Annotated in this window: 26 protein-coding genes, 3 tRNA genes and 1 pseudogene; 15 read left to right on the top strand and 15 right to left on the bottom strand. The window is 68.6% G+C overall.

Features of this window, described 5'->3' with window-relative positions; genetic code table 11:
* The first annotated feature begins 39 nt into the window (after positions 1-39).
* The gene (gene gndA, locus ACLJPY_RS06490) at positions 40-1479 is read left to right on the top strand and encodes an NADP-dependent phosphogluconate dehydrogenase (protein ID WP_410587112.1); all 1440 of its coding nucleotides are present in this window, start codon (positions 40-42) and stop codon (positions 1477-1479) included.
* A gap of 96 nt (positions 1480-1575) precedes the next feature.
* Here the strand turns inward: gndA and ACLJPY_RS06495 are convergent, their stop codons facing one another.
* From ACLJPY_RS06495 to ACLJPY_RS06510, 4 genes are all read right to left on the bottom strand, one after another.
* Complete coding sequence (locus ACLJPY_RS06495) at positions 1576-2316, bottom strand: Clp protease N-terminal domain-containing protein (protein ID WP_410587113.1); 741 nt, start codon at positions 2314-2316, stop codon at positions 1576-1578.
* 52 nt (positions 2317-2368) lie between these two features.
* Positions 2369-3592, bottom strand: a complete 1224-nt coding sequence (locus ACLJPY_RS06500; protein ID WP_410587114.1) for an NAD(P)/FAD-dependent oxidoreductase — start codon at positions 3590-3592, stop codon at positions 2369-2371.
* Between the two features lie 96 nt (positions 3593-3688).
* Positions 3689-4009: an NIPSNAP family protein gene (locus ACLJPY_RS06505; protein ID WP_410587115.1), complete on the bottom strand. Its 321-nt coding sequence runs from the start codon at positions 4007-4009 to the stop codon at positions 3689-3691.
* Positions 4009-5148, bottom strand: a complete 1140-nt coding sequence (locus tag ACLJPY_RS06510) for a 5-methyltetrahydropteroyltriglutamate--homocysteine S-methyltransferase (protein WP_410587116.1) — start codon at positions 5146-5148, stop codon at positions 4009-4011. The genes ACLJPY_RS06505 and ACLJPY_RS06510 overlap by 1 nt, the downstream gene beginning before the upstream one ends.
* A gap of 129 nt (positions 5149-5277) precedes the next feature.
* Between ACLJPY_RS06510 and ACLJPY_RS06515 the strand changes: the two genes are divergently transcribed.
* Complete coding sequence (locus ACLJPY_RS06515) at positions 5278-6609, top strand: nucleobase:cation symporter-2 family protein (RefSeq protein ID WP_410587117.1); 1332 nt, start codon at positions 5278-5280, stop codon at positions 6607-6609.
* On the opposite strand, the gene ACLJPY_RS06520 is transcribed toward ACLJPY_RS06515, so the two are convergent.
* Complete coding sequence (locus ACLJPY_RS06520) at positions 6596-7135, bottom strand: TetR/AcrR family transcriptional regulator (protein ID WP_410587118.1); 540 nt, start codon at positions 7133-7135, stop codon at positions 6596-6598. The genes ACLJPY_RS06515 and ACLJPY_RS06520 overlap by 14 nt on opposite strands.
* A gap of 86 nt (positions 7136-7221) precedes the next feature.
* On the opposite strand from ACLJPY_RS06520, the gene ACLJPY_RS06525 reads away from it, so the two are divergent.
* Positions 7222-7668, top strand: a complete 447-nt coding sequence (locus tag ACLJPY_RS06525; RefSeq protein WP_410587119.1) for a pyridoxamine 5'-phosphate oxidase family protein — start codon at positions 7222-7224, stop codon at positions 7666-7668.
* On the opposite strand, the gene ACLJPY_RS06530 is transcribed toward ACLJPY_RS06525, so the two are convergent.
* The gene (locus ACLJPY_RS06530) at positions 7669-8208 is read right to left on the bottom strand and encodes a hypothetical protein (protein ID WP_410587120.1); all 540 of its coding nucleotides are present in this window, start codon (positions 8206-8208) and stop codon (positions 7669-7671) included.
* 169 nt (positions 8209-8377) lie between these two features.
* Between ACLJPY_RS06530 and ACLJPY_RS06535 the strand changes: the two genes are divergently transcribed.
* Entirely contained in the window at positions 8378-9103 is a 726-nt protein-coding gene (locus ACLJPY_RS06535) for a rhomboid-like protein (RefSeq protein ID WP_410587121.1), read from the top strand.
* A gap of 67 nt (positions 9104-9170) precedes the next feature.
* Positions 9171-11492: an EAL domain-containing protein gene (locus tag ACLJPY_RS06540; RefSeq protein WP_410587122.1), complete on the top strand. Its 2322-nt coding sequence runs from the start codon at positions 9171-9173 to the stop codon at positions 11490-11492.
* Here the strand turns inward: ACLJPY_RS06540 and ACLJPY_RS06545 are convergent.
* The 3 genes from ACLJPY_RS06545 to ACLJPY_RS06555 form a co-directional block, all read right to left on the bottom strand.
* Positions 11486-12277 (bottom strand): arylamine N-acetyltransferase family protein, encoded by a 792-nt coding sequence (locus ACLJPY_RS06545; RefSeq protein WP_410587123.1) that lies wholly within the window; start codon positions 12275-12277, stop codon positions 11486-11488. The genes ACLJPY_RS06540 and ACLJPY_RS06545 overlap by 7 nt on opposite strands.
* A 33-nt stretch (positions 12278-12310) precedes the next feature.
* On the bottom strand, positions 12311-12661 hold the full coding sequence (locus ACLJPY_RS06550; protein WP_410587124.1) for a YciI family protein: 351 nt from the start codon (positions 12659-12661) through the stop codon (positions 12311-12313).
* A 119-nt stretch (positions 12662-12780) separates the two neighbouring features.
* Complete coding sequence (locus tag ACLJPY_RS06555) at positions 12781-13350, bottom strand: class I SAM-dependent methyltransferase (RefSeq protein ID WP_410587125.1); 570 nt, start codon at positions 13348-13350, stop codon at positions 12781-12783.
* Between the two features lie 621 nt (positions 13351-13971).
* Here ACLJPY_RS06555 and ACLJPY_RS06560 point away from each other — a divergent pair.
* From ACLJPY_RS06560 to ACLJPY_RS06595, 8 genes and pseudogenes are all read left to right on the top strand, one after another.
* On the top strand, positions 13972-17538 hold the full coding sequence (locus tag ACLJPY_RS06560; RefSeq protein ID WP_410587126.1) for a tetratricopeptide repeat protein: 3567 nt from the start codon (positions 13972-13974) through the stop codon (positions 17536-17538).
* Positions 17531-17908: a hypothetical protein gene (locus tag ACLJPY_RS06565; RefSeq protein ID WP_410587127.1), complete on the top strand. Its 378-nt coding sequence runs from the start codon at positions 17531-17533 to the stop codon at positions 17906-17908. Before ACLJPY_RS06560 ends, ACLJPY_RS06565 begins: the two co-directional genes overlap by 8 nt.
* A gap of 632 nt (positions 17909-18540) precedes the next feature.
* Positions 18541-18672 (top strand): hypothetical protein, encoded by a 132-nt coding sequence (locus ACLJPY_RS06570; protein ID WP_410587128.1) that lies wholly within the window; start codon positions 18541-18543, stop codon positions 18670-18672.
* A gap of 660 nt (positions 18673-19332) precedes the next feature.
* A complete protein-coding gene (locus ACLJPY_RS06575; protein ID WP_410587129.1) occupies positions 19333-19581 on the top strand; it encodes a hypothetical protein in 249 nt (82 codons plus the stop codon).
* A 17-nt stretch (positions 19582-19598) separates the two neighbouring features.
* Positions 19599-20216: a hypothetical protein gene (locus tag ACLJPY_RS06580; RefSeq protein WP_410587604.1), complete on the top strand. Its 618-nt coding sequence runs from the start codon at positions 19599-19601 to the stop codon at positions 20214-20216.
* Between the two features lie 163 nt (positions 20217-20379).
* Entirely contained in the window at positions 20380-21240 is an 861-nt protein-coding gene (locus ACLJPY_RS06585; protein WP_410587605.1) for an IS5 family transposase, read from the top strand.
* Between the two features lie 23 nt (positions 21241-21263).
* Entirely contained in the window at positions 21264-21440 is a 177-nt protein-coding gene (locus ACLJPY_RS06590) for a hypothetical protein (protein ID WP_410587130.1), read from the top strand.
* Positions 21441-21488: 48 nt separating this feature from the next.
* Positions 21489-21596, top strand: a pseudogene (locus ACLJPY_RS06595) (tyrosine-type recombinase/integrase); the annotation flags it as partial.
* A 184-nt stretch (positions 21597-21780) separates the two neighbouring features.
* Here the strand turns inward: ACLJPY_RS06595 and ACLJPY_RS06600 are convergent.
* The 5 genes from ACLJPY_RS06600 to ACLJPY_RS06620 form a co-directional block, all read right to left on the bottom strand.
* Positions 21781-21854, bottom strand: a tRNA-Phe gene (locus ACLJPY_RS06600).
* A gap of 31 nt (positions 21855-21885) precedes the next feature.
* Positions 21886-21959: transfer RNA gene (locus tag ACLJPY_RS06605), tRNA-Asp, on the bottom strand.
* 21 nt (positions 21960-21980) lie between these two features.
* Positions 21981-22053: transfer RNA gene (locus ACLJPY_RS06610), tRNA-Glu, on the bottom strand.
* Between the two features lie 99 nt (positions 22054-22152).
* On the bottom strand, positions 22153-22947 hold the full coding sequence (locus tag ACLJPY_RS06615; protein ID WP_410587131.1) for an SCO6745 family protein: 795 nt from the start codon (positions 22945-22947) through the stop codon (positions 22153-22155).
* Positions 22948-23096: 149 nt separating this feature from the next.
* Positions 23097-23351, bottom strand: a complete 255-nt coding sequence (locus ACLJPY_RS06620; protein ID WP_003097372.1) for a hypothetical protein — start codon at positions 23349-23351, stop codon at positions 23097-23099.
* An 805-nt stretch (positions 23352-24156) separates the two neighbouring features.
* Between ACLJPY_RS06620 and ACLJPY_RS06625 the strand changes: the two genes are divergently transcribed.
* Entirely contained in the window at positions 24157-24600 is a 444-nt protein-coding gene (locus tag ACLJPY_RS06625) for a hypothetical protein (RefSeq protein WP_410587132.1), read from the top strand.
* Positions 24601-24734: 134 nt separating this feature from the next.
* Here ACLJPY_RS06625 and ACLJPY_RS06630 read toward each other — a convergent pair whose 3' ends face one another.
* Positions 24735-24938 carry a cold-shock protein gene (locus tag ACLJPY_RS06630; protein WP_003097368.1) on the bottom strand — a complete coding sequence of 68 codons (204 nt, stop codon included), beginning with the start codon at positions 24936-24938 and terminating at the stop codon, positions 24735-24737.
* A gap of 456 nt (positions 24939-25394) precedes the next feature.
* Here ACLJPY_RS06630 and ACLJPY_RS06635 point away from each other — a divergent pair, with 456 nt between their 5' ends.
* Positions 25395-26606, top strand: coding sequence for a L,D-transpeptidase (locus ACLJPY_RS06635; protein WP_410587133.1), 1212 nt, complete (start codon positions 25395-25397; stop codon positions 26604-26606).
* The last annotated feature ends 107 nt before the right edge of the window (positions 26607-26713 follow it).

Below are 26713 nucleotides of genomic sequence, written 5' to 3' on the forward strand. Positions count from 1 at the left end.
ACTAGTGTCTGAATCGAATGAGTCGTTGGAAGGATGCGGATGAGCAAGAAGGCGAGCATCGGGGTCACCGGCCTGGCGGTCATGGGCCGCAACCTGGCCCGCAACCTGGCCCGGCACGGGCACACGGTGGCCCTGCACAACCGGTCCGAAGAGCGGACCCGCGCGCTGGTGGAGCAGTTCGGCGACGAGGGCGACTTCATCCCGGCGTACTCCGCGCAGGACTTCGTCGACGCGCTGGAGCGGCCCCGGCAGGTCGTGATCATGGTCAAGGCGGGCGGGCCGACGGACGCCGTCATCGAGGAGTTCGCGCCGCTGCTCGAAGAGGGCGACGTCATCATCGACGCCGGCAACGCACACTTCGCCGACACGCGCCGCCGCGAGAAGGCGCTGCGCGAGCGCGGGCTGCACTTCGTCGGCAGCGGCGTCTCGGGCGGTGAAGAAGGCGCGCTGCACGGGCCGAGCATCATGCCCGGCGGCTCGAAGGAGTCGTACGAGTCGCTCGGCCCGCTGTTCGAGGACATCTCGGCGAAGGTCGACGGCGAGCCGTGCTGCACGCACATCGGCGCGGACGGGGCCGGCCACTTCGTCAAGATGGTGCACAACGGCATCGAGTACGCCGACATGCAGCTGATCGCGGAGTCGTTCGACCTGCTCCGGCACGCGGGCGGCTACGCTCCGGCCGAGATCGCCGACGTGTTCCGCACGTGGAACACCGGGCGGCTCGACTCCTACCTGATCGAGATCACCGCCGAGGTGCTGGCGCACGTCGACCAGGCGTCCGGCAAGCCGTTCGTCGACGTCGTCGAGGACGCGGCCGAGCAGAAGGGCACCGGCCGCTGGACCGTGCAGATCGGCCTCGACCTCGGGGTGCCGATCTCGGGCATCGCCGAAGCCGTCTTCGCGCGTTCGCTGTCGGGGTCGAAGTCGCTGCGCGCGGCGGCCCGCGGCCTCGGCGGTCCGTCGGCCGCGCCGCTGTCGGGCTCTTCGCTGGAGCGCTTCGCCGACGACGTCGAGCAGGCGCTGTACGCGTCGAAGGTGGTCGCGTACGCGCAGGGCTTCAACCAGATCCAGGCCGGCGCGACCGAGTACGGCTGGGACATCGACCTGGGCAAGGTCGCCTCGATCTGGCGCGGCGGCTGCATCATCCGCGCGAAGTTCCTCAACGACATCACCGCGGCCTACGCCGACGAGCCCCAGCTGCCGACGCTGCTGACGTCGGGCGGCTTCCGCAAGGCGGTCGAGGACGCGCAGGATTCGTGGCGTTCGGTGATCTCGACGGCGGTCAAGCTGGGTATCCCGACGCCGGGCTTCTCGACGGCGCTGGCCTACTACGACGGCCTCCGCGCCGACCGCCTGCCGGCCGCGCTGGTGCAGGGCCAGCGGGACTTCTTCGGTGCGCACACCTACCGCCGGGTGGACCGCGAAGGTTCGTTCCACACGGCCTGGGCCGCCGACGGCCGCCCGGAGTCCGACGCCTGAGCCGGTGCTGCTCTGATCGGGAAAACCCCCTGGTCCATCCCGATCAGAGCAGCGTCACCAGCAGCACCGCGAGGAGCACGGCGGCCAGGAGGAGTCTCACTGCCCGCGTGCGGCGAGGATTTCCGCCAGCACCTCCTGGATCTTCGCTTCGGCCTTGTCCTTCTTGACGCCGAGGCCGTCGAGCACCTCGAAGCCGGTGCCTTCGCGCTGTTCCAGCAGCGCCAGCAGGATGTGCTCGGTGCCGATGAAGTTGTGGCCCAGCCGCAGCCCTTCGCGCAGGGTCAGCTCGAGGGTCTTCTTGGCGGCGCCGCTGAACGGCATCGGGTTCGGCACGGGCACGACCGCCTCGGGCAGCCGCGCTTCGGCGGCTTCGCGGACAGCGTCCAGCTGCACGCCCTGGGCCAGGATCGCCCCGGCCGCCAGCGCGGCGGGCTCGGTCAGCAGGCCCAGCACGATGTGCACGGTGTCGATGTGCGGGCTGCCGTGGTCGACGGCGGCCTTCTGCGCCTCGACCACGACGTGCCGCGCCCGGTCGGTGTAGCGGCCGTAGACCCGTTCGATCGTCCCGGCCGGGTCGCCGCCGGGGTCGACCTTCGGCACGAACCGCTTCTGCGCCGCCTGCTTGGTCACGCCCATGCTCTGGCCGATCTCGGTCCAGGAGGCGCCGGACCGGCGAGCTTGGTCGACGAAGTGGCCGATCAGGTGGTCGGCCACTTCGCCCAGGTGCTCACCCATGTAGACGGCATCGGACAGCTGAGCCAGCGCGTCCTTGTCGTTGTTGCTCTTGATCGCGGAGATGAGGTCGTCGAGCTTGACGGAGTATTCGGGAAGCGTCATGTCGTCAACTCTAGGTTGACGATACGCCGTCGTCAACCATGGGTTGACGATCTTAGGCGGCTCGCGACTTCACGTGCGCCTTCAGGTCGAACGCGCTGGCTTCGAGGTCGGCGTACGCGGGCTTCGGCTCGGCGGTGAACAGGCGGCGGGCCGCGATGTGGTCCGCGGGTTTGTTCACCGACTCCACCGCGATCAGCACGTCGTCGCGGAACGACAGCACCGAGAACTTGCCGGTGGCCCGGTCGCCCGCCACCACGGTCCGGTCGGCGCCGGAGAGGATTCCGGCGATCTGCAGTTTCGCGCCCGCCTGGTCGGTCCAGAACCAGGGCAGGCTCGCGTACGGCTCTTCGGTGCCGGTGATCGCCGCGGCCACGCAGCGGGCCTGGTCGACGGCGTTCTGCACGGACTCCAGCCGGGTCGCCACGCCCGCCTGCACGCACGGGAAGTTGGCGCAGTCGCCGATCGCGAAGATCCCCGGGTCGGCGGTCCTCAGGTGCGCGTCGACGACCACGCCGTTGTCCACCGGCAGCCCGGCGGCTTCGGCGAGCGAGGTCTCGGGCACGACCCCGACGGCCACGACGACCAGGTCGGCGGGCAGCCGGCGGCCGTCGGACAGCTCGACTTCGCGCACCCGCGAGTCGCCGTGGAACGCCGTGACGCCCTGGCCCAGCAGCACCGTGTGCCCGGCTTCGCGGTGCAACGCGGCGAAGTACGCGGAGATCTCCGGCGTCGCGACGCGGTTGAGCAGGCGGTCCTGCGCCTCGACGACGGTCACCGGACGGCCCGCGTGCGAGGCGAACTCCAGCCCGATGAACCCGCCACCGGCCACGACGACGTGCTCGGCCCGTTCGAGCGACGCCCGGAGCCGGTCGGCGTCGGCACGGGTGCGCAGGGTCAGCACGCCCGGGAGGTCCGCGCCCGGTACGGGCAGCGTCCGGTTGCGGGCACCGGTGGCCAGGACGAGGTGGTCGTAGTCCAGTTCGCGGCCGTCCTCGAGCCGGACCTTCCGCCCGGCGCGGTCGATCGTCCCGACCCGGCCCTCGACCAGCTCGATTTCTTTCTCCGCGAAGAAGTCTTCACCGCGCAGGTGCAGGTGTTCGAGCCCGGCGGTCCCGGCCAGGTAGGCCTTCGACAGCGGCGGCCGCTGGTACGGCACGCCCGGCTCGTCCCCGACCAGCACGACCCGGCCGTCGAACCCCCGGTCCCGCAGCGAAGCCACGGCCTGGAACCCGCTCTGCCCCGCCCCGACGACGAGCACCGTGTTCTGTACACCCATGCCTGCCATCCGACCACAACGACCGCGAGCCGTCGAGGAAGGGCATCGCGCTCTCGCGCAGCACCGCTCCGGGCGGGCGGCCGCCGCGCGCGTGTCTCACACTTCTTCGTCGTCCGGCAGCAGCGGGCGCATGAACGTCCGCCGGTACCGGACCACGCACCCGGTTTCGTCGCGGATCTTGTCCGCCTCGATGAAGTCCGGGTCGACGCCGAACAGCCCCCGGTAGCGCTCGTACGCCGCCAGGCTCTCGAAGCTGAACAGCGCCCGGGCTTCGTCGCTCGCGCCCTCCGCCGGCAGGAAGTACCCGTGGTGGACGCCGCCTTCGCGCTGCACCAGGCGCATCCACGCCGCGGCGAAGCGTTCGAAGTCGGGGAGCTTCGCGGGGTCGATGACGTAGTCGACGACGCAGGTGATCATCAGTGGCCGCCCCAGACGCGGTCGGCCGTCGCGACGATGAGCTCCAGCTTGCGCAGCTGGTCGTCCGCGGTCAGGTCGTTGCCCTCCTCGGTCGAGGAGAACCCGCACTGCGGCGACAGGCAGAGCCGGTCGACGTCGACGTACCGCGAAGCCTCCTCGATCCGCCGCACCAGGACGTCGGGGTCCTCCAGCTCCGGCCGCTTGGTCGTGACCAGCCCGAGGACGACCTTCTTGTCCTTCGGCACGAACCGCAGCGGTTCGAACCCGCCGGAGCGTTCGTCGTCGTACTCCAGGAAGAACCCGTCGACGGCGAGCTCGCCGAAGAGCGCTTCGGCGACGAACTCGTAGCTGCCTTCGGCGGCCCACGACGACCGGAAGTTGCCGCGGCACAGGTGGGTCGTCACCGTGAGGTCCCCGGGACGGCCTTCGAGGGCCGCGTTCAGCGTCGCGATGTTGCGCAGGTGCTGGGTGTCCGGGTCGCCGCCCATCCGCGCGACGAGCTCCCGCTGCGCCGGGTCGTTGAGGTAGGCGAGGCTCGTGTCGTCGAGCTGCAGGTACCGGCAGCCGAGGCCGTGCACCGCGGAGACCTGCTGCCGGTAGGCGGCGCTGAGGTCGGCGAAGAACTCCTCGAGGTCCGGGTAGACGCTCTCGCTGACCGCCGCCCGGCCGCCGCGGTAGTAGACCATGCTCGGCGACGGGATGGTCAGCTTCGGCGTCACGCCCGGGTCCACATGGGACTGCAGGAACCGGAAGTGGTCGGCGAAGATCGGCTCCTCGAGCCGCACCTTGCCGTCGACCTGCAGCCCCGGCGGGCTGAACTCGAGGTCACCAGCCAGGTTGTGGAACTTGACGTGCAGCCGCTGGTCGCTCTTGGAGATGCCGCCGAGCGCGTAGATGAAGTCCATGTGCCACGACGCGCGGCGGAACTCGCCGTCGGTCGCGGAGCTCAGCCCGGCCGCCTTCTGCATCTTGATCACGTCGCGGATCGCGTCGTCCTCGACCGCGCGGAGCTGCTCCGCGTTGATCTCACCGCTTTCGTGCCGCCTCCGTGCGTCGCGCAGCACCGGGGGCCGCAGCAGGCTCCCCACGTGATCGGCGCGAAACGGCGGGCCCACCTGGGAACTGCCACCCGAAGTCATGCACCGATGGTCACACATTCCCGGCCTTCGCGCCGCCCCCCGAAACACGATCATCACGTCCGGGACTTGCTACGGTCACCGGCACCGCGTTGGCTGTGCCACCGGGGCGTTCGACGAACGGGGGCACTCATGACGGAAACCGCGGTCCACCCGGTCGACCAGGGCCTGCCCGCCGGCCGGCTCGCGTTGCTCGGCCTCCAGCACATGTCGATCATGTACGCGGGCTCGGTCGCGGTCCCGCTGATCGTCGGCAGCGCGCTCAAGCTCGACCCGGCCACGATCGGGCTGCTGGTCAACGCCGATCTGCTGGTCGCGGGCATCGCGACGCTCATACAGGCCGTCGGCATCGGGAAGCTGCTCGGCATCCGGCTGCCGGTGGTGGCGGGCGCGACGTTCAGCGTCGTGAACCCGATGATCCTGATCGCGTCCCAGTACGGGCTGCCCGCCGTCTACGGCGCGATGATCGCCTCCGGTGTGTTCGGGCTGCTCATCGCGAAGCCGTTCGCGAAGCTGATCCGGTTCTTCCCGCCGCTGGTCACCGGGACGCTGCTGCTGGTCATCGGCGTCTCGCTGCTCGGCCCGGGCGCGGGGCTGATCGCGGGCAACGACCCGACGGCGTCCGACTACGCGGCCCTGTCGCACATCCTGCTCGCGTTCGGCGTGCTCGCGCTGCTCGTGCTGTTCACGCGGGTGCTGCGGGGGTTCGCCAACCAGATCGGGCCGCTCCTGGCGCTGGCGATCGGGCTGGTCGCCGCGATCCCGATGGGGCTGGTGCACTGGGACGGCCTGCGCGCGGCGAGCTGGTTCGGGCTCGCCTCGCCGTTCCACTTCGGGGCACCGACGTTCCCCGTCGCCGCGGTGCTGTCGATGTGCGTGGTCATGCTGGTGACGTTCACCGAGTCCACCGCCGACATGATCGCCGTCGGCGAGATCACCGGCCGCCCGCCGACCGACGCCGACCTCGCGCGCGGCCTGGCCACCGACGGCGTCTCGGCCGTGCTCGGCGGGGTGATGAACTCCTTCCCTGACACGGCGTTCGCGCAGAACGTCGGCCTGGTGCGGATGACCGGCGTGCGCAGCCGCTGGGTCGTCGCGGTGACCGGCGGGATCCTCGTGCTGATGGGCCTGGTGCCGAAGGTCGGCGCGTTCATCGCGGCGATCCCGGAACCGGTGGTCGGCGGGGTCGCGGTCGTGATGTTCGCGATGGTCGCCGCCGTCGGCGCCCAGAACCTCCGGACGGTCGAGTTTTCCGGCAACCACAACACCTTCGTCGTCGCGGTGGCCCTCGGCGTCGGCCTGCTGCCGGCGTTCGCACCGGGCTTCTTCAAGCACTTCCCGGCGTGGCTGCAGACGATCTGCGGCAGCTCGATCACCGTGGCGGCGGTGCTCGCCTTCGTCCTGAACCTGCTGTTCAACCACCTCGGCCGGCGCGCGGAGCCGGACCTGCTCAACGCGCCTTGAGCAGCCGGCCGACGAGCTCGGCCGCGGTGCCCGGCTCGACCGGGCGCCGGAACAGCACGCGCAGGTAGAGCGGGGCCAGCACGTAGTCGAGCACCTCGTCGACCGACGGCACCGGTTCGCCGCGGGCCGCGGCCCGGTCGAGGGCGGCCTGCAGGTCTTCGCCGCGGGCCCGCAGGTATTCGATCGGCTTCTCGTCCGGGCGCAGGGTGGCGACGAGCGCACGGAGGAGGATCTGGCCGTGCCGGTCGCGCATCGCGCGCTCGACACCTTCGGCCCAGCCGAGCAGATCGCCCCGCAGCGAACCGGTGTCCGGGATCGGGGACGTCGACCGCAGGCGCGTCACCGCGGCGTCGAGCAGCAGTGCGTCGCGGCTGCCCCAGCGCCGGTAGATGCTGGTCGGGTTGACGCCCGCCCGTTCGGCGATCTTCGGGATCGCCGCGTCGATCTCGCCGGCGGCGAGCAGCTCGACGACGGCGTCGTGCACCGCGTCGCGGACACGGGCGCTGCGGCCGCCGGGTCGGGTCATGACCGCATCTTAAAGCAACGTTGCTTGCTTTAGGATGCGACTCCCGGCTACTCTTAAGTCAAATCGATTTGCCTTAAGGAGTCGGAATGGCCCGCAAGATGACCAAGGACGAGCGCGAAGCGTTCCTCGCCCAGCCGCAGGTCGGCGTGCTCAGCGTCGCGGCCGAAGCCGGGCGGGCACCGCTGACCACGCCGATCTGGTACCGCTACGAGCCGGGCGGCGACGTCGTCGTGATGACGTCACCCGGCGCGCGGAAGGCCCGGCTGATCGAGGCGGCCGGCCGGTTCGCGCTGTGCGTCCAGCAGCAGGAGGGGGTCTACAAGTACGTCTCGGTCGAGGGTCCGGTCGTGGAGTCGTGGCCGATGACCAAGGCGGAACGGCACGAGATGGCGGCCCGCTACCTGCCGCCCGGGGTGAGCGAGGCCTACACGGACGCGACCGACGAAGCCCACGGGAACAACATCGCCATCGTGATGCGGCCGGAGCGCTGGAACACCTCGGACTTCAGCGACCTCACCGAACAGCTGGCCTGATCACCAGCAGATGACCAGGAAGCACGTCGTCGGCCGAGGCGGTGTCGGGGTCGGGGTCGGCGTGTGCCCGCCGGACGGCGGTGGCGGGTTCCCCGGCGGTGTCGTCGTCGCGTTGCCCGTGGTCGAGGGGGCGGCGCCGGACGACGTGGCGGTCGGGGTCGCGGTGGCGGCGCTGCTGCTCCCGGTGGCCGGGTCGCGGCCCGGCACCTCGGTGACGGTGCCGCGGTGTTCGTTCGCCGCCGTGACGACGTCGCCGCCGGTGCCGCCGCCGATCCCGCCGTCGGGCGGGGAGTCCGTGGCCTGGTCGGCGCCACCCAGCCCGGTGGTGCGCTGCGGGAAGGGGATGACCTGGATCTGGTCGACCGGCGAGGCGTCCTGGCGTTCTTTGCCGCCGAAGGCGACCAGGGCCGCCGCGGCGCCGCAGCCCACGATGACGGCGAGCATCACCGCGACCACGCGCCAACGTGACTGGCCCGGTCCCGGACGGTCGCCCCAGCCCTCGCGCACGAGCAGCTCGGCGACCGATACCTCGTCGTTCACCCCGGCAGACCCTCCCGAAAGGCCTTTCGGCCGACAGCGTGGCCGTATTCTTACCGTAAAAGCCCCCCGAACGGGTGAAGGGGCGGCAAAAATTCGTCACGTAACGCAAGATCTGACGGTGAGTGACATCCACAGCGTTTTCTAAGCTGACACTCGTGATACTCCCAGCATGACGACCGAAGCTCAGTCCATGCTGCTGAGAGCCGAACGGCCGATCACCTCGATCGCGTTCGCGCGCCGCAGCCCGCGGTCGATGCTCCGGTACCTCCCCAACCCGAAGACGACCCCGTTCACCTTCGGCTACCTGGTCGTCCTGCTGGCCACCACGCTCGTGCTCGTGTTCGCCGACCCGGTGGTGACGGACCGGCTGCTCCAGCTGTCCAGCACCGACGCCCACAACCTGTGGCGACGGCCGCTGACCTCGTTGCTGAGCAGCGCGATCTGGCTGCCCGGCGAAAGCTGGCTGCCCTACGCCCTGATCTTCGCGGTCGCCGTCGCGCCGCTGGAACGCCGGTTCGGCGCCCGCCGCACGGCGCTGGTCTTCTTCGCCGGCCACATCGTCGCCACGCTCGCCACCGAACTGCCGGTGATGGCGCTGATCAATGCCCACGTGCTGCCGAATTCGGCCGGGCACTGGCTCGACATCGGGGTCAGCTACGGCTTCTTCACCACCGCCGGCGCGCTGGTGTTCCTGCTGCCCGGCCGCGTGCGCCTGGCCGCGCTGGCCGCGACGGAGGCGTTCATCGCCGCGATCTGGCTGAGCGACGACCCGGCGAGCCTCGACTCGGTCGTCACGCTGCTCGGCCACGCGTTCGCCGCGCACTTCGGGCTGCTGGTCTGCGGACCGTGGCTGCGGGAAGGCATCCGCAGGCCGAGCCCGGATTCCGCCGGGTAGGCACGGACCGGAGTCGGTGGTGTAATCGACGAGCCACACGCCGACTTCACCGGGGGACGGGACGCACATGGAGGCCGACTCGCTCGCCGCACTGGTCGAGCTGGGTCCGGACGCGATCTGCGTGCACGAGCACGACGTGCTCACCTACGCCAACGCAGCCGCCCTGGAGGCGTTCGCCGCGCGTTCGGCCGAGGAGGTCGTCGGCCGCCGGTTCAGCGACCTCGTCGCCGAAGACGCCCGGGCCGTGCTGCTCGGCAAGCTGGCGGAACTGACGGAACCGGGCCAGGCCAGCGAGCCGCTTGAAGCGCTGATGTCCCGGCTGGACGGCAGCAAGTTCGCCGTCGAGACGGTGCTGGTGCGCCTCGGCGGGGCCGCGTACCAGGTCGTCATGCGCGACATCACGGCGAAGAAGGCCGCCGCCGACGCCCTCCGCTACCAGGCTGCGCTCGTGTCGCACGTCAGCGACGCGCTGATCGCGACCACCGGCGAAGGCGTCGTGACCAGCTGGAACCCGGCCGCCGAGGCGGTGTACGGCTGGACCGCGGCCGAGGCCGTCGGGCGGCGGGCGAGCGAGCTCGTCGGCGCCCCGCTCGACCTGCCGGCCATCCGGCGCGGCGGTGGGGTCGCGGAAGCGGTGCACCGGCGGCGCGACGGCGCTCCACTGGCGGTCCGCGTGTCGGCCGCCGAGATGCACGACGGGTACGTGCTGGTCTGCGCCGACGAAACCGCGCGGCGGCGGGCCGAACGGAACTACCGGACGGTCGTCGCGTCCCTCGACGAAGGCGTGCTCGTGATGGGCGCCACCGGGCTCATCGAAGCGGCGAACCCGGCGGCCTGCCGGATCCTCGGCGTCGCCGAAGCCGACCTGATCGGCGTCCCGTGCCACACGCTGACGCTGTTCACCGAGTCCGGCCAGTGGATCCCGCCCGACGAACTGCCGTCGGTGCAGACGCGGCGGACCGGGGTCGCGCACAACGGGCTGGTCGTGCGCCTGCGCCGGCCGGACGGCCGGGACGTCTGGGTGTCGCTGACCTCGCGCCTGCTCGACGCGGACGACCCGGCGGCGATGGCCGTCGTCACGTCGTTCACCGACATCACCGAGACCCGGGCGATCAGCGCGCAGCTCGCGTACGACGCCACGCACGATCCGCTGACCCGGCTGGCGAACCGGACCCTGGTGCTCGGCAGGCTCGACGTCCGCGAGCGGGGTGCGGTCACCGTGCTGTTCCTCGACCTGGACAAGTTCAAGGTCATCAACGACTCGCTCGGGCACTCGGTCGGCGACCAGGTGCTGCGGATCGTCGGGGAGCGCCTGCGCCGCGGATCCGGGCGCGAGGACCTGGTCGGCAGGCTGGGCGGCGACGAGTTCGTCGTCGTCACCGCCGAGGTCACCGACCCGGCCGAGGTCCGCGCGCTGGCCGAGCACCTGCGGGCCGCGCTGGCCGAGCCGATCGGCGTGCTGGGCCGTCAGCTGCACCTCGACGCGAGCATCGGTGTCGTGCTCGTCGGCCGCGACGACCGCCGCAGCGCCGAAGACCTGCTGCGCGACGCGGATGTCGCGATGTACCAAGCGAAAGCGCTCGGCCGCGGGCGCCACCACTTCTTCGACGTCGGCCTGCGCGAGCGGATGCAGCGGCGGCTGCGGATGGAGCAGGACCTGCGCGCCGCCGTCCACGACGGCCAGCTCTGGCCCGCCTACCAGCCGGTCGTCGACCTGCGGACCGGTGAGATGGTCGCGGTGGAGGCGCTGCTGCGGTGGACGCACCCCCGGCACGGCGCGATTTCGCCGGCGGAGTTCATCCCGCTCGCCGAAGAAAGCGACCTGATCAACGTGATCGGCAAGGAGATGCTGCGCGCGACGACCCGGGAGCTGGCCACCCGCCGCGTCCGCCAGGGCCTGGACCTGACGCTGAAGGTCAACCTGTCGACGCGGCAGCTCGACGACCCGCACCTGGTTCCGGCGGTCGAGGACGCGCTGGCGAGCACCGGGCTGCCCGCGGACGCGCTGTGCCTGGAGGTCACCGAAAGCGCGTTGATGCGCGACCAGGAAGCGGCCGGGGAAGTGCTGGCGGCCCTGCGTTCGCTGGGCGTGCTGCTGGCGATCGACGACTTCGGCACCGGGTATTCGTCGCTCGCCCAGCTGCGCCGGCTGACGCTGGACACGCTCAAGATCGACCGCTCGTTCATCACGGGGATCGCCGGATCGCGGGACGCGGAGGCGATCGTCACGAGCATCATCGCGATGGCGCACGCGGTGGACCTGACGGTGATCGCCGAGGGCGTCGAGTCGGCGGAGCAGGTCGAGCTGCTCCGCCGGCTCGGGTGCGACCAGGCGCAGGGTTACCACCTCGGCCGTCCGGTGCCGGCGGCCGAGTTGTTCGGTCAGTAGACCCGCTGCAGCCGTTCCAGTTCGTCCGCGGTCAGTTCGATGCCGAGGTCCTTGAGGGTGGCGTCGAGTTCCCCGGGCGCGACGGTGGTGGTTTCGCTGCTGCTGCCGGGCTTTTCGACGGTGAGTTCGCGGCCGAGCAGCCGGCGGCTGACGCCGGGCTCGATCGTCATGACCACCAGCCGTCCGGTGAACGGCGACTTCGGGTGCGTCGACGTGTAGTGGTGGTAGACCTCGTAGTCGATGGGGTGCATCTCGTTGAGGCGGAACTCGAGGACGTCCTCGTCGCCCTTCTGCAGCGTCCACCAGTCTCCGGTGCGCCGGATGCGGTGCGGCCAGCCGGCCTGGTCGGTTTCGTGGCCGTCGACGAGCGGCACGGGGTCGAGGATCCCGGCCCCGAACCCGACATCGGCGAGGTACTGCCCGCCGTCCACGTCGACGACGAGGGTCATGTGCGTGTACGGCCCGGGCCGCCGCGGTTGCACGCGCGCGGACAGCCGGTGCACGGTGTAGCCGAGCTGTTCGAGGACGGCGGCGAAGAGGCCACTCTGTTCGTAGCAGTAGCCGCCCCGCCGCCGTCCGACGAGCTTGGCGTGCACGACGTCGAGCGAAATCCCTTGGTGCTGCCCGAGAACGACGTCGACGTTCTCGAACGGGATGGCGCGGGCGTGCGCCCGCATGAGTTCCGCCAGCGCGGCCGCGGACGGCGTCCGCCGGGGTTGCCCGACGCGCGCGAGGTAGGCGTCGAGGTCGACGGCGCCGATACCCCATTCCCCAGGTGTGGTCATGGAAGCAGGATGGACCTTCGACCTAGCTGGAGGTCAACCTTCGTGGACGACCGCCCGCACCTCGACGGCGGTGTACTGGGCGTCGGGGATCTTCGCGGCCAGCTCGACGGCCCGCGCTTCGCTCTCGACGTCGACGACGTAGTAGCCGCAGAGGAAGACGCCGGAGTCGACGAAGCCGCCGGTTTTCGTCTGCACCACACCGTTGCGGACCTGGACGGTCGTGGTCGCGTCGGGTTCGGCGAGCGCCTTGGTCTCGACCATTTCCCCGGACTCGGTGACGAGCTTGATGAAGTCCCCGTGCCCTTCGAAGACGGCGGTCTTCTGGTCGTCGGTGAGGGTGGCCCAGAGGGTGGGGTCCATGTGGAGGGTGAGGAGGTAACGCATGTTCGGCTCCCGTGACGGTGGCGGCCTCCGGTGGCTGCCTTCGCGGGGTGGTCGGAACGGTTTCGCTGCACCGGACACGGGTGTCGGCGGTTCACTCGTTCGGCCTAGCGGTACTAGGCTCAGCTCCGGCTGACGAGCACGTACCGCTCGTCCTCGATCGGCCCGCCCCACAGGGCGGGGTCGTCGAGCCGGGTCACCGCCGCGGTTTCCCGGTGGGCCAGTACCAGCCGTTCGCACTCCGCGGCGGCGATCCCGGCGCCGGTGAACCACCGGCCTTCGACGAGCACCAGCCGTCCACCGGGCTTGAGCAGCCGCACCCAGGCCCCGACCGCGGCGGCCGGATCGGCCATGGCCCACAGCACGTGCCGCACGAGGACGACGTCGTAGGCACCGGGCTCGCAGGGCGGATCCGCGGCATCGCCTTCGCGGAAGTCGACACCGGCCCCTTTGCCCCGCGCGACGGCGAGCATCCCGCGCGAGGAATCCACACCGTGCACGACGTGCCCGGCCTCGGCGAGCAGCACGGCAAGACTCCCGGTCCCACACCCGAGATCGGCGACGGCGGCGGGAGGCGGTGGCATCAGCGGCAGCAGGAGCTCCACCCAAGCGGCCCGCACCGCGGGGTCTCGCAGGCCGTGGTCGGGCTGTTCGTCGAAGGAGGCGGCTTCGGCGTCCCAGATGTTCGTCACCGTGTCATGGTGCCGGTCACCACCGACATTTCCGCGCACACAAGAAAGCCGCCTTGACCGGAGTCAAGACGGCTTCTTCGAACGTGGCCAGGGCCGGGGTCGAACCGGCGACCTTCCGCTTTCAGATCTCGGCAAGACCGTTCAGTCGAGTTCATCCTGGTGCCGAAGCCCTGGTCAGGGAACCCCTGGAACAGCAGCCACAGTCTGAACGGGCATGAACTGAGACGGAGACTGAGACGGCCCGCGGTCCAACTGGTCACCCCAAGCGAGCACGTCCGGAGAGTCGTTTGCCATCGCCGAAGGACCACCGCGTTGCTAGGCGTGGGACCAACCGCGGCAGCGCCAGAAGTAGAACAGGACATCGCGCCGTTCTCCTGACTGCCGAGGCGTTCCCGAACGCCTCGTCTGCGGCATGAGAGCGCGTTTGCGTGACCCCCGCCACTGTATATCGATGTGGAGTTCGGCGTAACGCTGTGTGGGTTACTGGCGACTGGAGGCTGCGAGAGGAGCTCTGATGTCATCGTGGTGGACCGGCTACTGGTCGATGTTGACGTAGAGGGACGTACGTCGGTCTCCATCTGGAGGGCCCATGAGCTCCCCCGTTCAGCTAGCGAGCCCGCTGTGCTGACGTGGCCGCTGGATGCGGATCACCATGAAGATCTGCGGTGGTATCTGGAGGATTACCTTCGAGCACCCTACGGGGTCTACGAGGACCGCGGCAGCCGGATCGCCCAACGGCTCCCAGAGTGGGGCAAGGCGATGTTCTCCGCCTTATTCGGGTCGGGTCCGGCGCGCGACGCCTATATCGCCATTCGTGAGTGTTCTGTGCAGCCTGGCGCGACGGAGATCGTCCTGCGGTCGGCGGCGCCGGCTTGGCTGGGGCTGCCCTGGGAGCTGCTGCGCGACCCTGATCGGCCCGCGCCGGTCGTACTGGACGGGCTGGGCATCAGCCGTAGCCTGCCGAGCGCGCCGCAGGGGCAGACCTTCGCCGTCGGCGGTGCACGACTGCGGGTGTTGATGGTGATCTCCCGCCCACGCGGCACCGACGACGTCGGCTACCAGATGATTGCCCGTCCGCTGCTGCGCCGGCTGGAGGCGGTGAGAGGCCAGGTCGACTTGGTGGTGCTACGCCCGCCGACGCTGGAGGCATTGGTCGAGACGTTGCAAGCGGCCCGCGTCGCGGGGAAACCGTTTCAGATCGTGCACTTCGACGGTCACGGCGTGATGGCTGGTACCCGAGCCGGAGCCAGCGCGAGCGTGCCGTTGAGCTTCGGTCAGCCGGCGGGCGAAGGTGTGCTGGTATTCGAAAAGCCCGAGGGTGGTGCCGACCAGGTGCCGGCAGCGCGGATCGGGCAGGTGTTGGCTGAGGCTCAGGTGCCAGTGGTCGTTCTTAACGCCTGCCAGTCCGGCGCGGTCGGCAAGCAGTTGGAGGCCGCGGTCGCGACCCGGCTGCTGGCCGGCGGTGCGTCGGCCGTGGTGGCGATGGCCTACAGCGTGTACGCCGTGGCCGCAGCCGAGTTCATGACCGCCTTCTACGAGCGGTTGTTCGCTGGCGACACGGTCACCGGTGCGGTTCTGGCCGGTCGTGCCCGGATGGCCCGCCGACCGGAACGTCCCTGTCCAAAGGGTGATTTGCCACTCGCGGACTGGGTCATCCCGGTGCACTACTGGCGCCGCGAGGTGCACTTCCCCAACCTGAAGACCGTCCCCGCCACGCCTGGTGGGGTGACTTTGGACGCCGCGCTGGACGCCCTGCGCGCCTCCGGCACAGACGGCGAGCGGGACGCGCTCGCCCCGGTGGGCGAGTTCGTCGGGCGAGACGAATGGTTCTACACCTTGGAGGTCGCCGCTCAAACCCAGCGGGTGGTGATCGTGCACGGCCCGGGCGGAACCGGGAAGTCCGAGCTGGCAAAGGCGTTCGGACGGTGGTGGCGTGACACCAGCGGAGTGGAGCATCCCGAATGGGTGATCTGGCATTCCTTCGAGCCCGGCGTGGCCTCGTTCGGGCTCGACGGAGTGATCTCGGCGATCGGCCTGCAGGTGTTTGGCACGGACTTCGCTCGTCAGGATCCGCCCGACCGCAGGGCTCTGGTCCACCAGTTGCTGCGGGAGCGCCGGGTGCTTGTGGTGTGGGACAACTTTGAGTCAGTATGCTCGATGCCTGACCCCACCTCAGCGACCCCACTCCTGGACGAGGCGGCACGGGACGAACTCCGAGATTTTCTTCACACTGTCGCCACCGGCAGTCGCAGTGCAGTATTAGTCACCAGCCGCGCTCCGGAGTCCTGGCTGGGCGAGCTGCGCCGCATCCAGCTGGGGGGCCTTACCCGCGACGAGGCCGTACAGTACGCCGATCAGGTGCTGCATCCCTTCCCGGCGGCGGCCCCGCGGCGAGCGGCTCGTGCGTTCGCCGAGTTGCTGGATTGGCTGGACGGGCACCCGCTAAGCATGCGGTTGCTGCTGCCACACCTGGACACCACCGATCCGGACATCCTTCTGGACGGCCTGCGCGGCACTCACCCTCTGCCTGACAGTGGCGACGATGGTCGCACCACGTCCTTGGCGGCGAGCATCACCTACTCCATCACCCACCTCGACCCCACCGCACGCCGGCTACTGGTGGTGCTCAGCCTGTGTATCGGCGTCGCCGACGTTGACGTGCTCGGCTGGTTCTCCAGTGCCGAGTGTGTTCCCGACCGTTTCCGCGGAATCGACGCTGACGGCTGGGCTTCCGTTATGGACCAGGGGGCCGCGGTGGGACTGCTGACCGCATGGGGCGGGGGCATGTACGGCCTTCACCCGGCACTGCCGGCCTACCTGGCTCAGCAGTGGCACGCCGAGCACCCCGGCAACTATTCAGTGGACCGCGCCGCCGCCGAACACGCGCTGCTCGCGGCATACAGTCAGCTCGGAATCTGGCTGAACCAGCAGATCAGTTCAGGTGATGCCGCATTGGCGTACCAGGTCATTGGCCTTCAGCGGCGGATGTTGGGACACTTCTTTGGGTTTGCGTTGCATCACCACCATTGGTCTAAGGCCCAGGCCATTGTGCAGCCTCTAGAACAGTTCTGGGCTCGCAGTGGATTGACCGTCGAAGCCCGTGGTTGGGTCGACCGAGCCCAGCTTGCCCTGGAGGACGCAAACGGGAATCCGCCACCGCTCCACCAACCCGCGGGAGCACTCTGGCTGTTCATGGTCGGCGCGCAAGCCAATCGCCTACATCGCGCGAATCAGCTGGATGCCGCTGAGGCCAGCTATGTCAAGATTCGCGAGATGCTGTTGGCACAGCCGGACTCGAAGCAGCAACGTCATAATCTGGCAACCGCCAGCCAACAGCTCGGCATGGTAGCGCAGTTCCGGGTGCGGTTGGACGAGGCCGAGCAGTGGTACCGCGAATCCCTCACCATCAGAGAGGAGTTGGGTGACCGGCCCGGCATGGCTATGTCATATCACCAGCTCGGCAGGGTGGCGGAGGAGCGGGGGCGATTGGACGAGGCCGAGCAGTGGTTCCGCCAATCCCTCACCATTATGGAAGAATCGGGTGATCGGCCCAGAATGAGCGTCTCGTCCCATCAGCTCGGTATCGTGGCGCAGTTGCGGGGGCGGTTGGACGAGGCCGAGCAGTGGTACCGCGAATCCCTCACCATCAGAGAGGAGTTAGGCGATCGGCCCGGCGCAAGCACCTCTTACCACCAGCTCGGCACGTTGGCGCATGCTCGGGGGCGGTTGGACGAGGCCGAGCAGTGGTACCGCCAATCCCTCACCATCGACGAGGAGTTAGGCGATCGGGCCGGCGCAAGCACCTCTTACCACCAGCTCGGCACGTTGGCGCATGCTCGGGGGCGGTTGGACGAGGCCGAGCAGTGGTACCGCCAATCCCTCACCATCAAAGAGGAGCTGGGTGATCGGCCCGGGATAGTGAAGTCTTGCAGGATGCTGGGGATTCTCGCCGAAACGCAGGGAAAAACGCGCGAGGCACTTGAGTGGACAGTCCGATGCATGACAGCATCCGACGAGCTTCCGCATCCTGCATCAAGCTCCGATCGTGGGCGGCTGACTCGGTTGACAGCGCACCTCGGCTTGCAGACCTTGGAGGAAGTCTGGATCGGCGTGACTGGAGCACCGCCGCCGCCACAGGTAATGAAGTTCATTAAGAACAGTGACGCAACGAAGGAAAACGATGAGTAAGCAGACGCCTGCAATCGGTGGACCGGTCGAACACGCAGCACACGCCGCAGCACGCCGACTCGCATCGGGTGATCGGCAACGCCTCGAAGCCGACGTAGCGGCAGCCCTGCACGCACGCGATGCGCAACCGAAGCCGGACCAATACTTCGATCCGGTCACACTAGGTTCCTTAATTGTAAGCACGGCCACCCTCGCCTGGACTATCTACAAGGACCTGCGAACCAAAACCTTGCAGCCTAAGCACGACGCGGTCACTCGACGAGTACGCGTCGAACTGCCGCCTGCTGAGCAAATCTCACGCACCGACCAAGACCGAGCGATCGAAATCATCGTCGAAGAGATTCTCAACCACAGCGATGGGCAGCACTAACCGCTAGCTAGCGTGTGCACCATGGGGCAGAATCCACACACGCAAGTCCGCTCCGCCGGCATTTCCGGAAGTTCGATCGCCGTCGCCACGATCAGTCGCACGGTGAATTTGGAACATGTCGTCTCGATAGATCACCTGTTGTCGGTGAGCCCGCGACTGGCAATGTGGTGATCCCTTCACACTGACCGGCGACACGGGATCCCGGCACGCACCTGGGTACCTTCACCTGCATGACAGACGCGTGCCAGGCCCAGGCCAGTACGAAAGGACCCGGTCAGTGCGTCATTCCTGACCGGGTCCTTCTAGGGCAGTGCTGAGTTGGGTCTAGGTTAGGACGTCGTCACGGAGACGGCGGAAGCGCTCGCGCCTTCTCCGATTCGGGCGCCATTCGAAGTAGGTCGTTCACCAGGGCGCGCACAAGGCGATGGCTGTGCACCTGCTCAGGAGTGATGTCCTCTGCGTCTTCAAGGGCCGCAAGCGCACGTTCCACGTTTCGCCGCTGTGTTCAAGCTCGCGCCACATCGATGAGTAGCCGGCCACGGCGTTCTGGCGACAGCTCAGACGCGTCAACCCGCCTCGGCCCGTCGAATCGCCTCGCCAGCGTCACCCAGAACGACGGCTACCGCCACCTCGTGAAGCTGAACATTGGTCGGGCCAAACTCGGTGTGGTAGTCATTTCGATCGACACCGAGTTTGTTCGCTATTCCCTGAGCGCGATCAAGGAACTGCCGCATCTTCCGCCCTCTCCGTCTGCGCAGCTATGACCGCAAGTTGCAAGATGAGTGCCCCGTACACACTCAGGGCTTCCGGAACCCCCTGTGCGATCAGACTCTCTAAAGCCTGACTAGCGGTACTTGCGATGTGCTCAGCCTGGTCGAACTGGCGAGCCCGAGGAAGACCAGCGCCAGCAGGAACGCGCCTTCCGCCATAGCAGCGGGTCACCTGCGCGTCCGGCATCGGAAACAGCGCGGTCCGCCGCAACCCACGCAGCGTCAAATTGTCGCAGCTTCGCCAACGACGACGCGCAAGCGTGTTAACTCCGCGCAAGAAGCGCGTACAACTCAATGGAATTGGGCCCAGTCGATGACGTCTCCAACCTCGGCAGAAGCACTTCCAGCAGAGCCACCACCTCGTCATAGCGGGACTCGTGCGCAAGAACCCAAGCTCGGTCAGCGCCAGCGCGGAGTTCCGCGATGTCGTGCCTATGAGCTGAGCCCAACGCGGCACGAAGGGCAAAGTTGGCGCTCAGTAGCAACCGCAAAGGAATAGATTCCGTCGGCCGCTCCATCGCCACGACCTTCGGTGCCGACCACATCGAAACCGTTCAAGTCGGCCGCCTCCGGCGCGTTCCCTACACCGCAATTACCGACTACATCGCCAAGCTCACCGCGGCCCAGCACGCCGCCTGATCGAAAAGAATACCGATGCCACGCAAGAAACGACCCGAGGGCACACGCGCACCGAACGGTGCCAGCTCTATCTACCTTGGAAAGGACGGGAAATGGCACGGTCGCGTCACCATGGGGATCCGCGACGACGGCAAGCCTGACCGGCGCCACGTCGAGCGCAAGACCGAGGCTGAGGTCATCGAAGCCGTTCGCACGCTTGAAAAGCAGCGCGGCGCGGGCAAAGTTAAGAAAGCCGTCGCTCGTGGACGGTCGAAAATTGGCTGACTCACTGGCTCGAAAACATCGCGCTTCCGTCCGTCCGCTACAAGGCCGGGAACGCGTACCGCACCGAGGTGAACAAGCACCTCATTCCGAATCTGGGCGCGCACCGCGTCGACAAGATCAAGCCGGAGCACTTCAAGAAGCTGTACGCGAAGATGCTCAAGTCCGGGCTCAAAGCAGCAACGGCGCACCAAGTGCACCGCACCGCACGGACTGCGTTCGGCGAAGCCCTTCTCCGCGAGCACATCACCGGCAATCTGGTGGAGCTCGCAAAGGCGCCGCGCGTCGAAGAACACAAGATCGAGCCGTTCGAGGCGAACGAGATCGGGCGGCTCCTGGTGACCGCGCTCGCGCGGCGAAACGGTGTCCGGTTCGTACTCGCGCTCGGCACGCGGCAAGGAGAAACCATCGGGCTGAATGGTCGCGGCTCGATCGGGAGCACCCGGCATTGCGGAGCGCCAAGCAACTGCAGCGCCAGACGTGGCAGCACGGGTGCGACAACCCGCACAAGTGCGGCGCGAAGTACCACAAGGTGCGGTCCTGCCCCGAGGACTGCAAACGGCATCACCGGAAGCCGTGTCCGCCGGACTGTGCGAGCCACGCGGGGTGGTGCCCGCAGCGGCACGGCGGCGGCCTAGAGCCTGTTTCGATGTGCTGACCAGCGGAGCTTCTGGTCGGCGTGGTGGGTGCGGCGTGTCTTGGATCAGATAGACGAGGTCTCCGGTAGACCGATCAACGACCAAGCTGATCAAGAACACCGGAGACCTCGTGCCCAGCCTAGCGGCGACGGGGCGAGCCGATCTGACCGACGCGCAGTGGGCGATCCTGGAACCGCTGCTGCCCGTCGGCAAGAAGCCCGGCCGCCCACCACTGTGGAGTAGACGCCAGCTCCTGGACGGTATCCGCTGGCGGGTTCGTGTCGGTTCACCGTGGCGTGACGTCCCACCGGTGTATGGCTGCTGGCAAACCGTCTACGGCCTGTTCCGGCGCTGGCAGCGCGCCGGTGTGTGGGCGCTGATCCTGGCCGGGCTGCAGACTCGGGCCGACGCCGCCGGGCTAATCACCTGGGAGGATTCCACGATCAACCGGGCTCACCAGCACGCCGCGGGCGCCCGCATCGACGGTGCTCTGCAAAAAGAACCGCCAGGCGGTGTCGGCAAGCCCGAGCCGGCCGACCACGCGCTGGGCCGGTCGCGGGGAGGCTTCACGACCAAGCTGCACCTGGCCACCGAGCAAGGCCAGAAGCCATTGTCGTTGCTGGTGACCGCCGGTCAGCGGGGTGATTCCCCGCAGTTCGAGGCGGTGCTGGCCAAGGTCCGGGTCGCCCGGATTGGTGGTGGGCGTACTCGGACCCGGCCGGATCGTGGCCTGGCGGACAAGGCCGACAGTTCCCGCGCCAACCGGGCCTATCTGCGGCGACGCGGGATCGCGTGCACGATTCCCCAGCCCTCTGATCCGGTCCAGCATCGCCGCAACCGCGGCCGGGCCGGTGGCCGGCCACCGGCATTCGACCCAGAGATCTACAAGCAACGACACGCGGTCGCGTGCGGCATCAACCGGCTCGAACGCAACCGCGCCGTGGCCACACGGTTCGACAAACTCGCCGTTCGCTACGAGGCAACTGGGCACATAGCGGCGATCAACAAGTGGCTACGACATTGAAACAGGCTCTATTCGAGGTTGACGTGAAGTCGTCGGCGGGCCGCCGGGGCATCGTGCTGCCGAGCCGGCTCTACGACCTGCTGGTGACGCACGAGGAACAGCAGGCCAAGGAGCGGGAGCACGCGGGGTCCGAGTGGCACGGGGGCGAGTGGATGTTCACCCAGCCGAACGGGAAGCCGCTCGACCCCGTCGGGACCTAGACGAGTGGAAGGCGCTGCTCGAAGAGGCCGGGGGGCGGGAAGCCCCGGTTGCACGACGCGCGGCACACCGCGGCGACCGTGCTGCTCGTGCTCGGGGTGCCGGAACGGGCTGTGATGGAGTTCATGGGCTGGTCGAACAGCACCATGGCGAAGTGGTACCAGCACATGACCGGCGGGCTCCGCCGGGACATCGCGGACCAGCTGAACGAGTTTTGTAGATGCCCGAGCGCAAGGCGAAGGGCAAGCGCAAGAAGGGCGATTGAGACGGAGACTGAGACGGAGGACAGACGAAACAGCCCCCACCGGGTTCGGTGGGGGCTGTTTGCACAGGTAGATGGTGTGGCCAGGGCCGGGGTCGAACCGGCGACCTTCCGCTTTTCAGGCGGACGCTCGTACCAACTGAGCTACCTGGCCGGGAACGCCGGCAAGGAGCCGAACGATCTTGCGACCCTGACGGGACTCGAACCCGCGACCTTCGCCGTGACAGGGCGACGCGCTAACCAACTGCGCCACAGGGCCTTGCTTTACTACAGTACTGCGTACTCCCAACGGGATTCGAACCCGCGTTGCCGCCTTGAAAGGGCGGAGTCCTAGGCCGCTGAACGATGGGAGCCCGGCCGGTTTCGGGTGACCGACCGACCGCGCTCTCAGGTTCCCCTGGGAGCGATTACAAGCATAGGGCACGCCGCCACCCCTTTGCACAGGGGGTTCCTTAAGCCTCCGGCGAGGCTCGGACCTGCGCAAACTCCGCCAGATCCGCCAACCGGCGAGCGAGCTCCGCCTGCTCCGGTTCGAGCAGCGCCGACGCCAGCAGTTCGCCGATGCGCTCGTCGGTCAACGCCTCGGCGCGCCGCCAACGGGCGCGCAGGTCCGGCTTGCGCTCCGCTGCCGCGATCAGCTCGTCGGCCGCGTCCTCGGGCCACGCCGTGCGCAACAGGCGCGCGCGGCCGCCCTCCGGGTCCGCGATCACCGCCTCCGGCACCGACAGTCCCAGTGCGCGCAAGGCCGCGAAGTGGAGCCCGCCGCGCAGCTCGCGGAAGACCATCAGCGCGAACCCGAGGCGTTCGACGTCCCCCGGCGGGCGTTCGGCGTTCTTCCACCCCGCGAAGAGCGCCAGCCCGCTGGCGTCCGCGGCGTCCACCACGCGGAACAGCAGCTCGGCCAAGCGGCCGGGCTCCGGTACGGCCGAAAGACTGACGCGCGACCACCGAGCCGATGACTCGGCGTAGGCACGGACCGCGGCGGCCGCGTCGAGGGCCGCCGTCGCCGCCGGCAGGACGAACTCGAACAGCCAGTGCGGGAAGATGCCGAACAGCTCCGCGGCCACCTTCGGCGGGACGTCCCCGAGCACCGCCGACCGCCCCCGCACGTACAGCGAACGCGGCGGCAGCCCGGCTTCCGCCTCGACCGCGGCCAGCTCCGGCGACGTCATGAACTTCCCGCCCAGCACCTGCACCACCGGCCTGATCCGGTGGGCCAGACCCGCCGCACCCTCGATCGTCGTCACGTCCGCCCCTTTCGACATCGGAACCGTAACACTGTTACGAAACGGGCGTCAACCAACCGGGAACTGACCGGCAACTATTGCCGAGAAAGCGGCACAACCTGCGGAAATATCACGAGCCGGGCCCAGCGGAACCCACCGGGCCCGCCCGCTCAACGCTGAACCGGCGCCTGCCCGTCCTCATCCAGGTTCAGACCCAGCATCTCCAGCAACTGAACACAGTCCTCGACCCCCAGCGCACCGTGCGCCACCGCCAGCCGAGCCCGCCGGACCTGATCATCCGACACCCGCTGCGCATCGGCCGCCCCGCTCCGCTGCGCCGGCAACGCACCGGCAAACGGCGCACTCCCCCCATCGGCACCTTCGTACCGAAGGAGGAACTGCCGCACTTCAACAGACCCGCTCATAGCCCCTCCACACGGCTCACAACAACTTGGCCGCGAGGCTAACCAGCACCGGCCACCACACACAGCCCCCCGGAGAGTGAACCTGAGGCCACGCTCCGCTCAACGCAGCGCAATCGGCAACCCAGGAGAAGAACCCCACCCGAACGAACGTCACCCCCACGGCAAAGTGACACCACACGGGGAAATTTCCCGCTCCGCACTCGCCCAACCACCCAACTCGTGCAACAATCGAAGCGCTGACACACCCCCGGTCAGCGCCTGTGGAGATCCCCTCCGACCCCCGCGTTCCTCCCCCTGGCGCGGGGGTCCTCCATTTCTTTGCCCTGCTCGGGCTTCGCCCTCCGCGGGCTCTTCATTTCGGCGTGCTGACCCGGGGGGCCGAGCCCCCCGGACCCCCCACGGTGCCTCATGCTCGGCTTCCAGCGTGGTGACGTTTTCGCTTCGGGCGCTGCGCGCCCTGGCGAGTGGTGTGCGGCAAGTGGGGAAGCTGCCCGGTGTACCTCGCGTGAGGCGGGGCCCTTTCCTGCTCGGCTTCGCCTCGCGCCTCCGTTGCGTTGAGATCGGGGCGCTGCCTGGGTGGGATCCGGGTCGGCTTCGCCTTGCGGTCTCCTTGCTGTCGGCGCGGGCTTTTCGCGTGGGGCGGGTTGTTGGGGCCGTGATCGACTCGGGGGGTTAGCGGGGGGTTGCTTTCTGTTGTGGGGGGTTGGGCTGGATGGGTGGGGGTTGGGCTTATTGGGGGAGATTGGGGGCGTGTTGTAGCTCACAGTGGTTTGTGTGGCGAGATGCAAACGTTATCGTGGCGTTCGTGCCTCTTCCCTCCCTTGGCCGCTTGAGCAGCCGCACGAACCTGAAAGCCGTCGCGTCTTCCGGGCGTCATCGTGGTGCCGCGAAGCCCGCGGGCGACGGTGTTGTCGAGGACACTGAGCTCACGTCCTACCTCGCCGCGCTGGCTCCGGAGAACGACCTCGAAAGCACCGGGTCCGGCAAGCGGTTCGGCGAAGCGCAGGTCTACCAGCTGCGGATGAGCCTCGTCGCCAGCCAGCAGCTCAAGGACATCGCCGCCGATCGGCAGATCTCCCCCCAGGCCCTCGCCCAGGAATGGATCCTCGAGCGGCTCAACTGGGAGGGCCAGGCCTCCTCCGCGCAGGACCAGCGCCAGCAGGCCGGCGCCGCCGAACTCAGCGACCTCACCGACGAGTTCCACTTCGCCGCCGACGCCTTCGACGCGCCGGCCGTCGCGCGCCGCTGAGCCGCAGCGCCCCGCCGAGGCGGAGCGCGCCACCCAGACCCGACGAGAAAGGGCCCCCGGCGAGATCGCCGGGGGCCCTTCACTCAGGCCTTAAGACGCGCAAAAGGGCCTGCGAGGCTTCTTCAGCCTCAGTTTCAGATCGCGCGGACCTTCTGGGCCTGCGGACCCTTCTGGCCCTGGCCGACCTCGAATTCCACTCGCTGGTTCTCCTCGAGGGTGCGGAAACCGCGGCCCTCGATCTCCGAGTAGTGCACGAACACGTCGCCTTCGCCGCCGTCCTGCGCGATGAAGCCGAAGCCCTTCTCCGCGTTGAACCACTTCACAGTGCCTTGCGCCACCGCTGTACTCCTCGTTACACAGATCCGCTTCGAATGCCACCGAAGCGGCACCCCGACCGTCCCGGGCGGTTCCAACGAGTCGAGTCAAGAGCGGGTCGGCTCCATGGCTCGCGTCAGAAGTTCCGCGAGTGTGAAGCCACTAACACGCAAAACGACGGCCTGAGAGCAGACTACCGGGATCTGGCCAAAGTTGAACCCCGTGATCGAGGCGAAAACCCGCTCTGCGCACCAAGGTCACCGGAACGTCGCAGCGCTCGCAGCCCGTTCCGGCACCGCCGGCGGCCAGTCCGGCGCAGCACAGCAGTACCGTGATCACCGGATACGGCTCGGAGTCGGCCGTGCCCCCTCCGTGAAAGCTTCGGCTCACTATTGTGACGCTCGTCACGTCAAGGTTGCTCAACGTACTCGGCCCGCGGGGCGTCTCGAAGAGTGAGGCACCAAAAGGGGCAAAGGGGTATGGGTGTGACGGTGAGGATCTCCACGCGGCGCCGGGGCGCTGCGGTGGCACTGGGCTTGGTCGCCGTGCTGACACTGGGGGCGTGCAGCAGCGAACCGACGGTCTCGGCGAGCGGTTCGTCCGGCGGGGGCCCGACCAGCTCGCCCGCACCGACCGCGCAGCCCGCGAAGCTGACGGTGACGCCGGCGGGTGGTGCCCAGGACGTCGCGCCCGGCGAGCCGGTCGGGGTCCAGGTCGCCGACGGCACGATCATGTCGGTCACGCTGACCAACCCGGACGGCAAGCAGGTCCAGGGGCAGACGTCGGCGGACAAGAAGAGCTGGAACACCACCGAGCAGCTCGGCTACGGCAAGACCTACACCTGGTCCGGCCAGGTGCAGGGCGCCGACGGCAAGAACGTCGCCGTCGGCGGCTCGTTCACCACCGTCAAGCCGCGGCGCCAGATGTCGGCCAGCCTCAACGTCGGTGACGGCCAGACGTACGGCATCGCGATGCCGATCGCGCTGAGCTTCCCGAGCCGCGTCACGGACAAGGCCTCCGTCGAGAAGGCGCTGTCGGTCGAGACCACGCCGAAGACCGAGGGCTCGTGGGCCTGGCTGGACGGCGACACCAGCGTGCACTGGCGGCCGAAGGAGTACTTCAAGCCCAACACGCAGGTGAAGGTGAACGCCAAGATCTACGGCGTCAAGATCGGCGACGGCGTGTACGGCAAGCAGGACGTCTCGGCCAGCTTCGCCATCGGCCGCTCGCAGATCGTCAAGGGCAACACCACCGAGCACACCATGCAGGTGATCCGCGACGGCCAGCAGATCGCGGACTACCCGGTGAGCTACGGCCTCGACTCGGACCCGGGCCGCGTCACCCACAGCGGCGTGCACGTCGTCATGGGCAAGCAGGCCACCTACGCGATGAGCAACCCGAAGTACCACTACGAGAACGTCGTGGTGCCGTGGGCGGTCCGGATCTCCAACAACGGCGAGTTCATCCACGGCCTGGCCGCGTCCGTCTGGGCGCAGGGCAAGAAGAACATCTCGCACGGCTGCCTGAACCTCTCGCCCGCCCGCGCCAAGGAGTACTACGACGGCGTGCTCACCGGCGACCCGGTCGAGATCACCGGCAGCACGCAGACGCTGAGCGCGAAGGACGGCGACTACAGCGACTGGACCTACGACTGGGCGAGCTGGCAGAAGCTGTCGGCGCTCGCCGGCTGACCAGCACCGAACACCGGGCGGCCGGGAAGCCCACCGCGGGCTTCCCGGCCGTTCGTGCTTTCCGGGGAGCCCGCGAAATCCGGTGCAACCCCGGTGATCACCCGCCG

This window comes from Amycolatopsis sp. lyj-23 (genome assembly GCF_046549135.1).
In the GTDB taxonomy this organism is placed as follows: domain Bacteria; phylum Actinomycetota; class Actinomycetes; order Mycobacteriales; family Pseudonocardiaceae; genus Amycolatopsis.

Coding starts and splice junctions, on each gene's coding strand:
- gndA (WP_410587112.1), top strand. CDS start 40: ATGAGCAAGAAGGCGAGCATCGGGGTCACCGGCCTGGCGGTCATGGGC.
- ACLJPY_RS06495 (WP_410587113.1), bottom strand. CDS start 2,316: ATGACGCTTCCCGAATACTCCGTCAAGCTCGACGACCTCATCTCCGCG.
- ACLJPY_RS06500 (WP_410587114.1), bottom strand. CDS start 3,592: ATGGGTGTACAGAACACGGTGCTCGTCGTCGGGGCGGGGCAGAGCGGG.
- ACLJPY_RS06505 (WP_410587115.1), bottom strand. CDS start 4,009: ATGATCACCTGCGTCGTCGACTACGTCATCGACCCCGCGAAGCTCCCC.
- ACLJPY_RS06510 (WP_410587116.1), bottom strand. CDS start 5,148: ATGACTTCGGGTGGCAGTTCCCAGGTGGGCCCGCCGTTTCGCGCCGAT.
- ACLJPY_RS06515 (WP_410587117.1), top strand. CDS start 5,278: ATGACGGAAACCGCGGTCCACCCGGTCGACCAGGGCCTGCCCGCCGGC.
- ACLJPY_RS06520 (WP_410587118.1), bottom strand. CDS start 7,135: ATGACCCGACCCGGCGGCCGCAGCGCCCGTGTCCGCGACGCGGTGCAC.
- ACLJPY_RS06525 (WP_410587119.1), top strand. CDS start 7,222: ATGGCCCGCAAGATGACCAAGGACGAGCGCGAAGCGTTCCTCGCCCAG.
- ACLJPY_RS06535 (WP_410587121.1), top strand. CDS start 8,378: ATGACGACCGAAGCTCAGTCCATGCTGCTGAGAGCCGAACGGCCGATC.
- ACLJPY_RS06540 (WP_410587122.1), top strand. CDS start 9,171: ATGGAGGCCGACTCGCTCGCCGCACTGGTCGAGCTGGGTCCGGACGCG.
- ACLJPY_RS06545 (WP_410587123.1), bottom strand. CDS start 12,277: ATGACCACACCTGGGGAATGGGGTATCGGCGCCGTCGACCTCGACGCC.
- ACLJPY_RS06550 (WP_410587124.1), bottom strand. CDS start 12,661: ATGCGTTACCTCCTCACCCTCCACATGGACCCCACCCTCTGGGCCACC.
- ACLJPY_RS06565 (WP_410587127.1), top strand. CDS start 17,531: ATGAGTAAGCAGACGCCTGCAATCGGTGGACCGGTCGAACACGCAGCA.
- ACLJPY_RS06575 (WP_410587129.1), top strand. CDS start 19,333: ATGCCACGCAAGAAACGACCCGAGGGCACACGCGCACCGAACGGTGCC.
- ACLJPY_RS06620 (WP_003097372.1), bottom strand. CDS start 23,351: ATGAGCGGGTCTGTTGAAGTGCGGCAGTTCCTCCTTCGGTACGAAGGT.
- ACLJPY_RS06635 (WP_410587133.1), top strand. CDS start 25,395: ATGGGTGTGACGGTGAGGATCTCCACGCGGCGCCGGGGCGCTGCGGTG.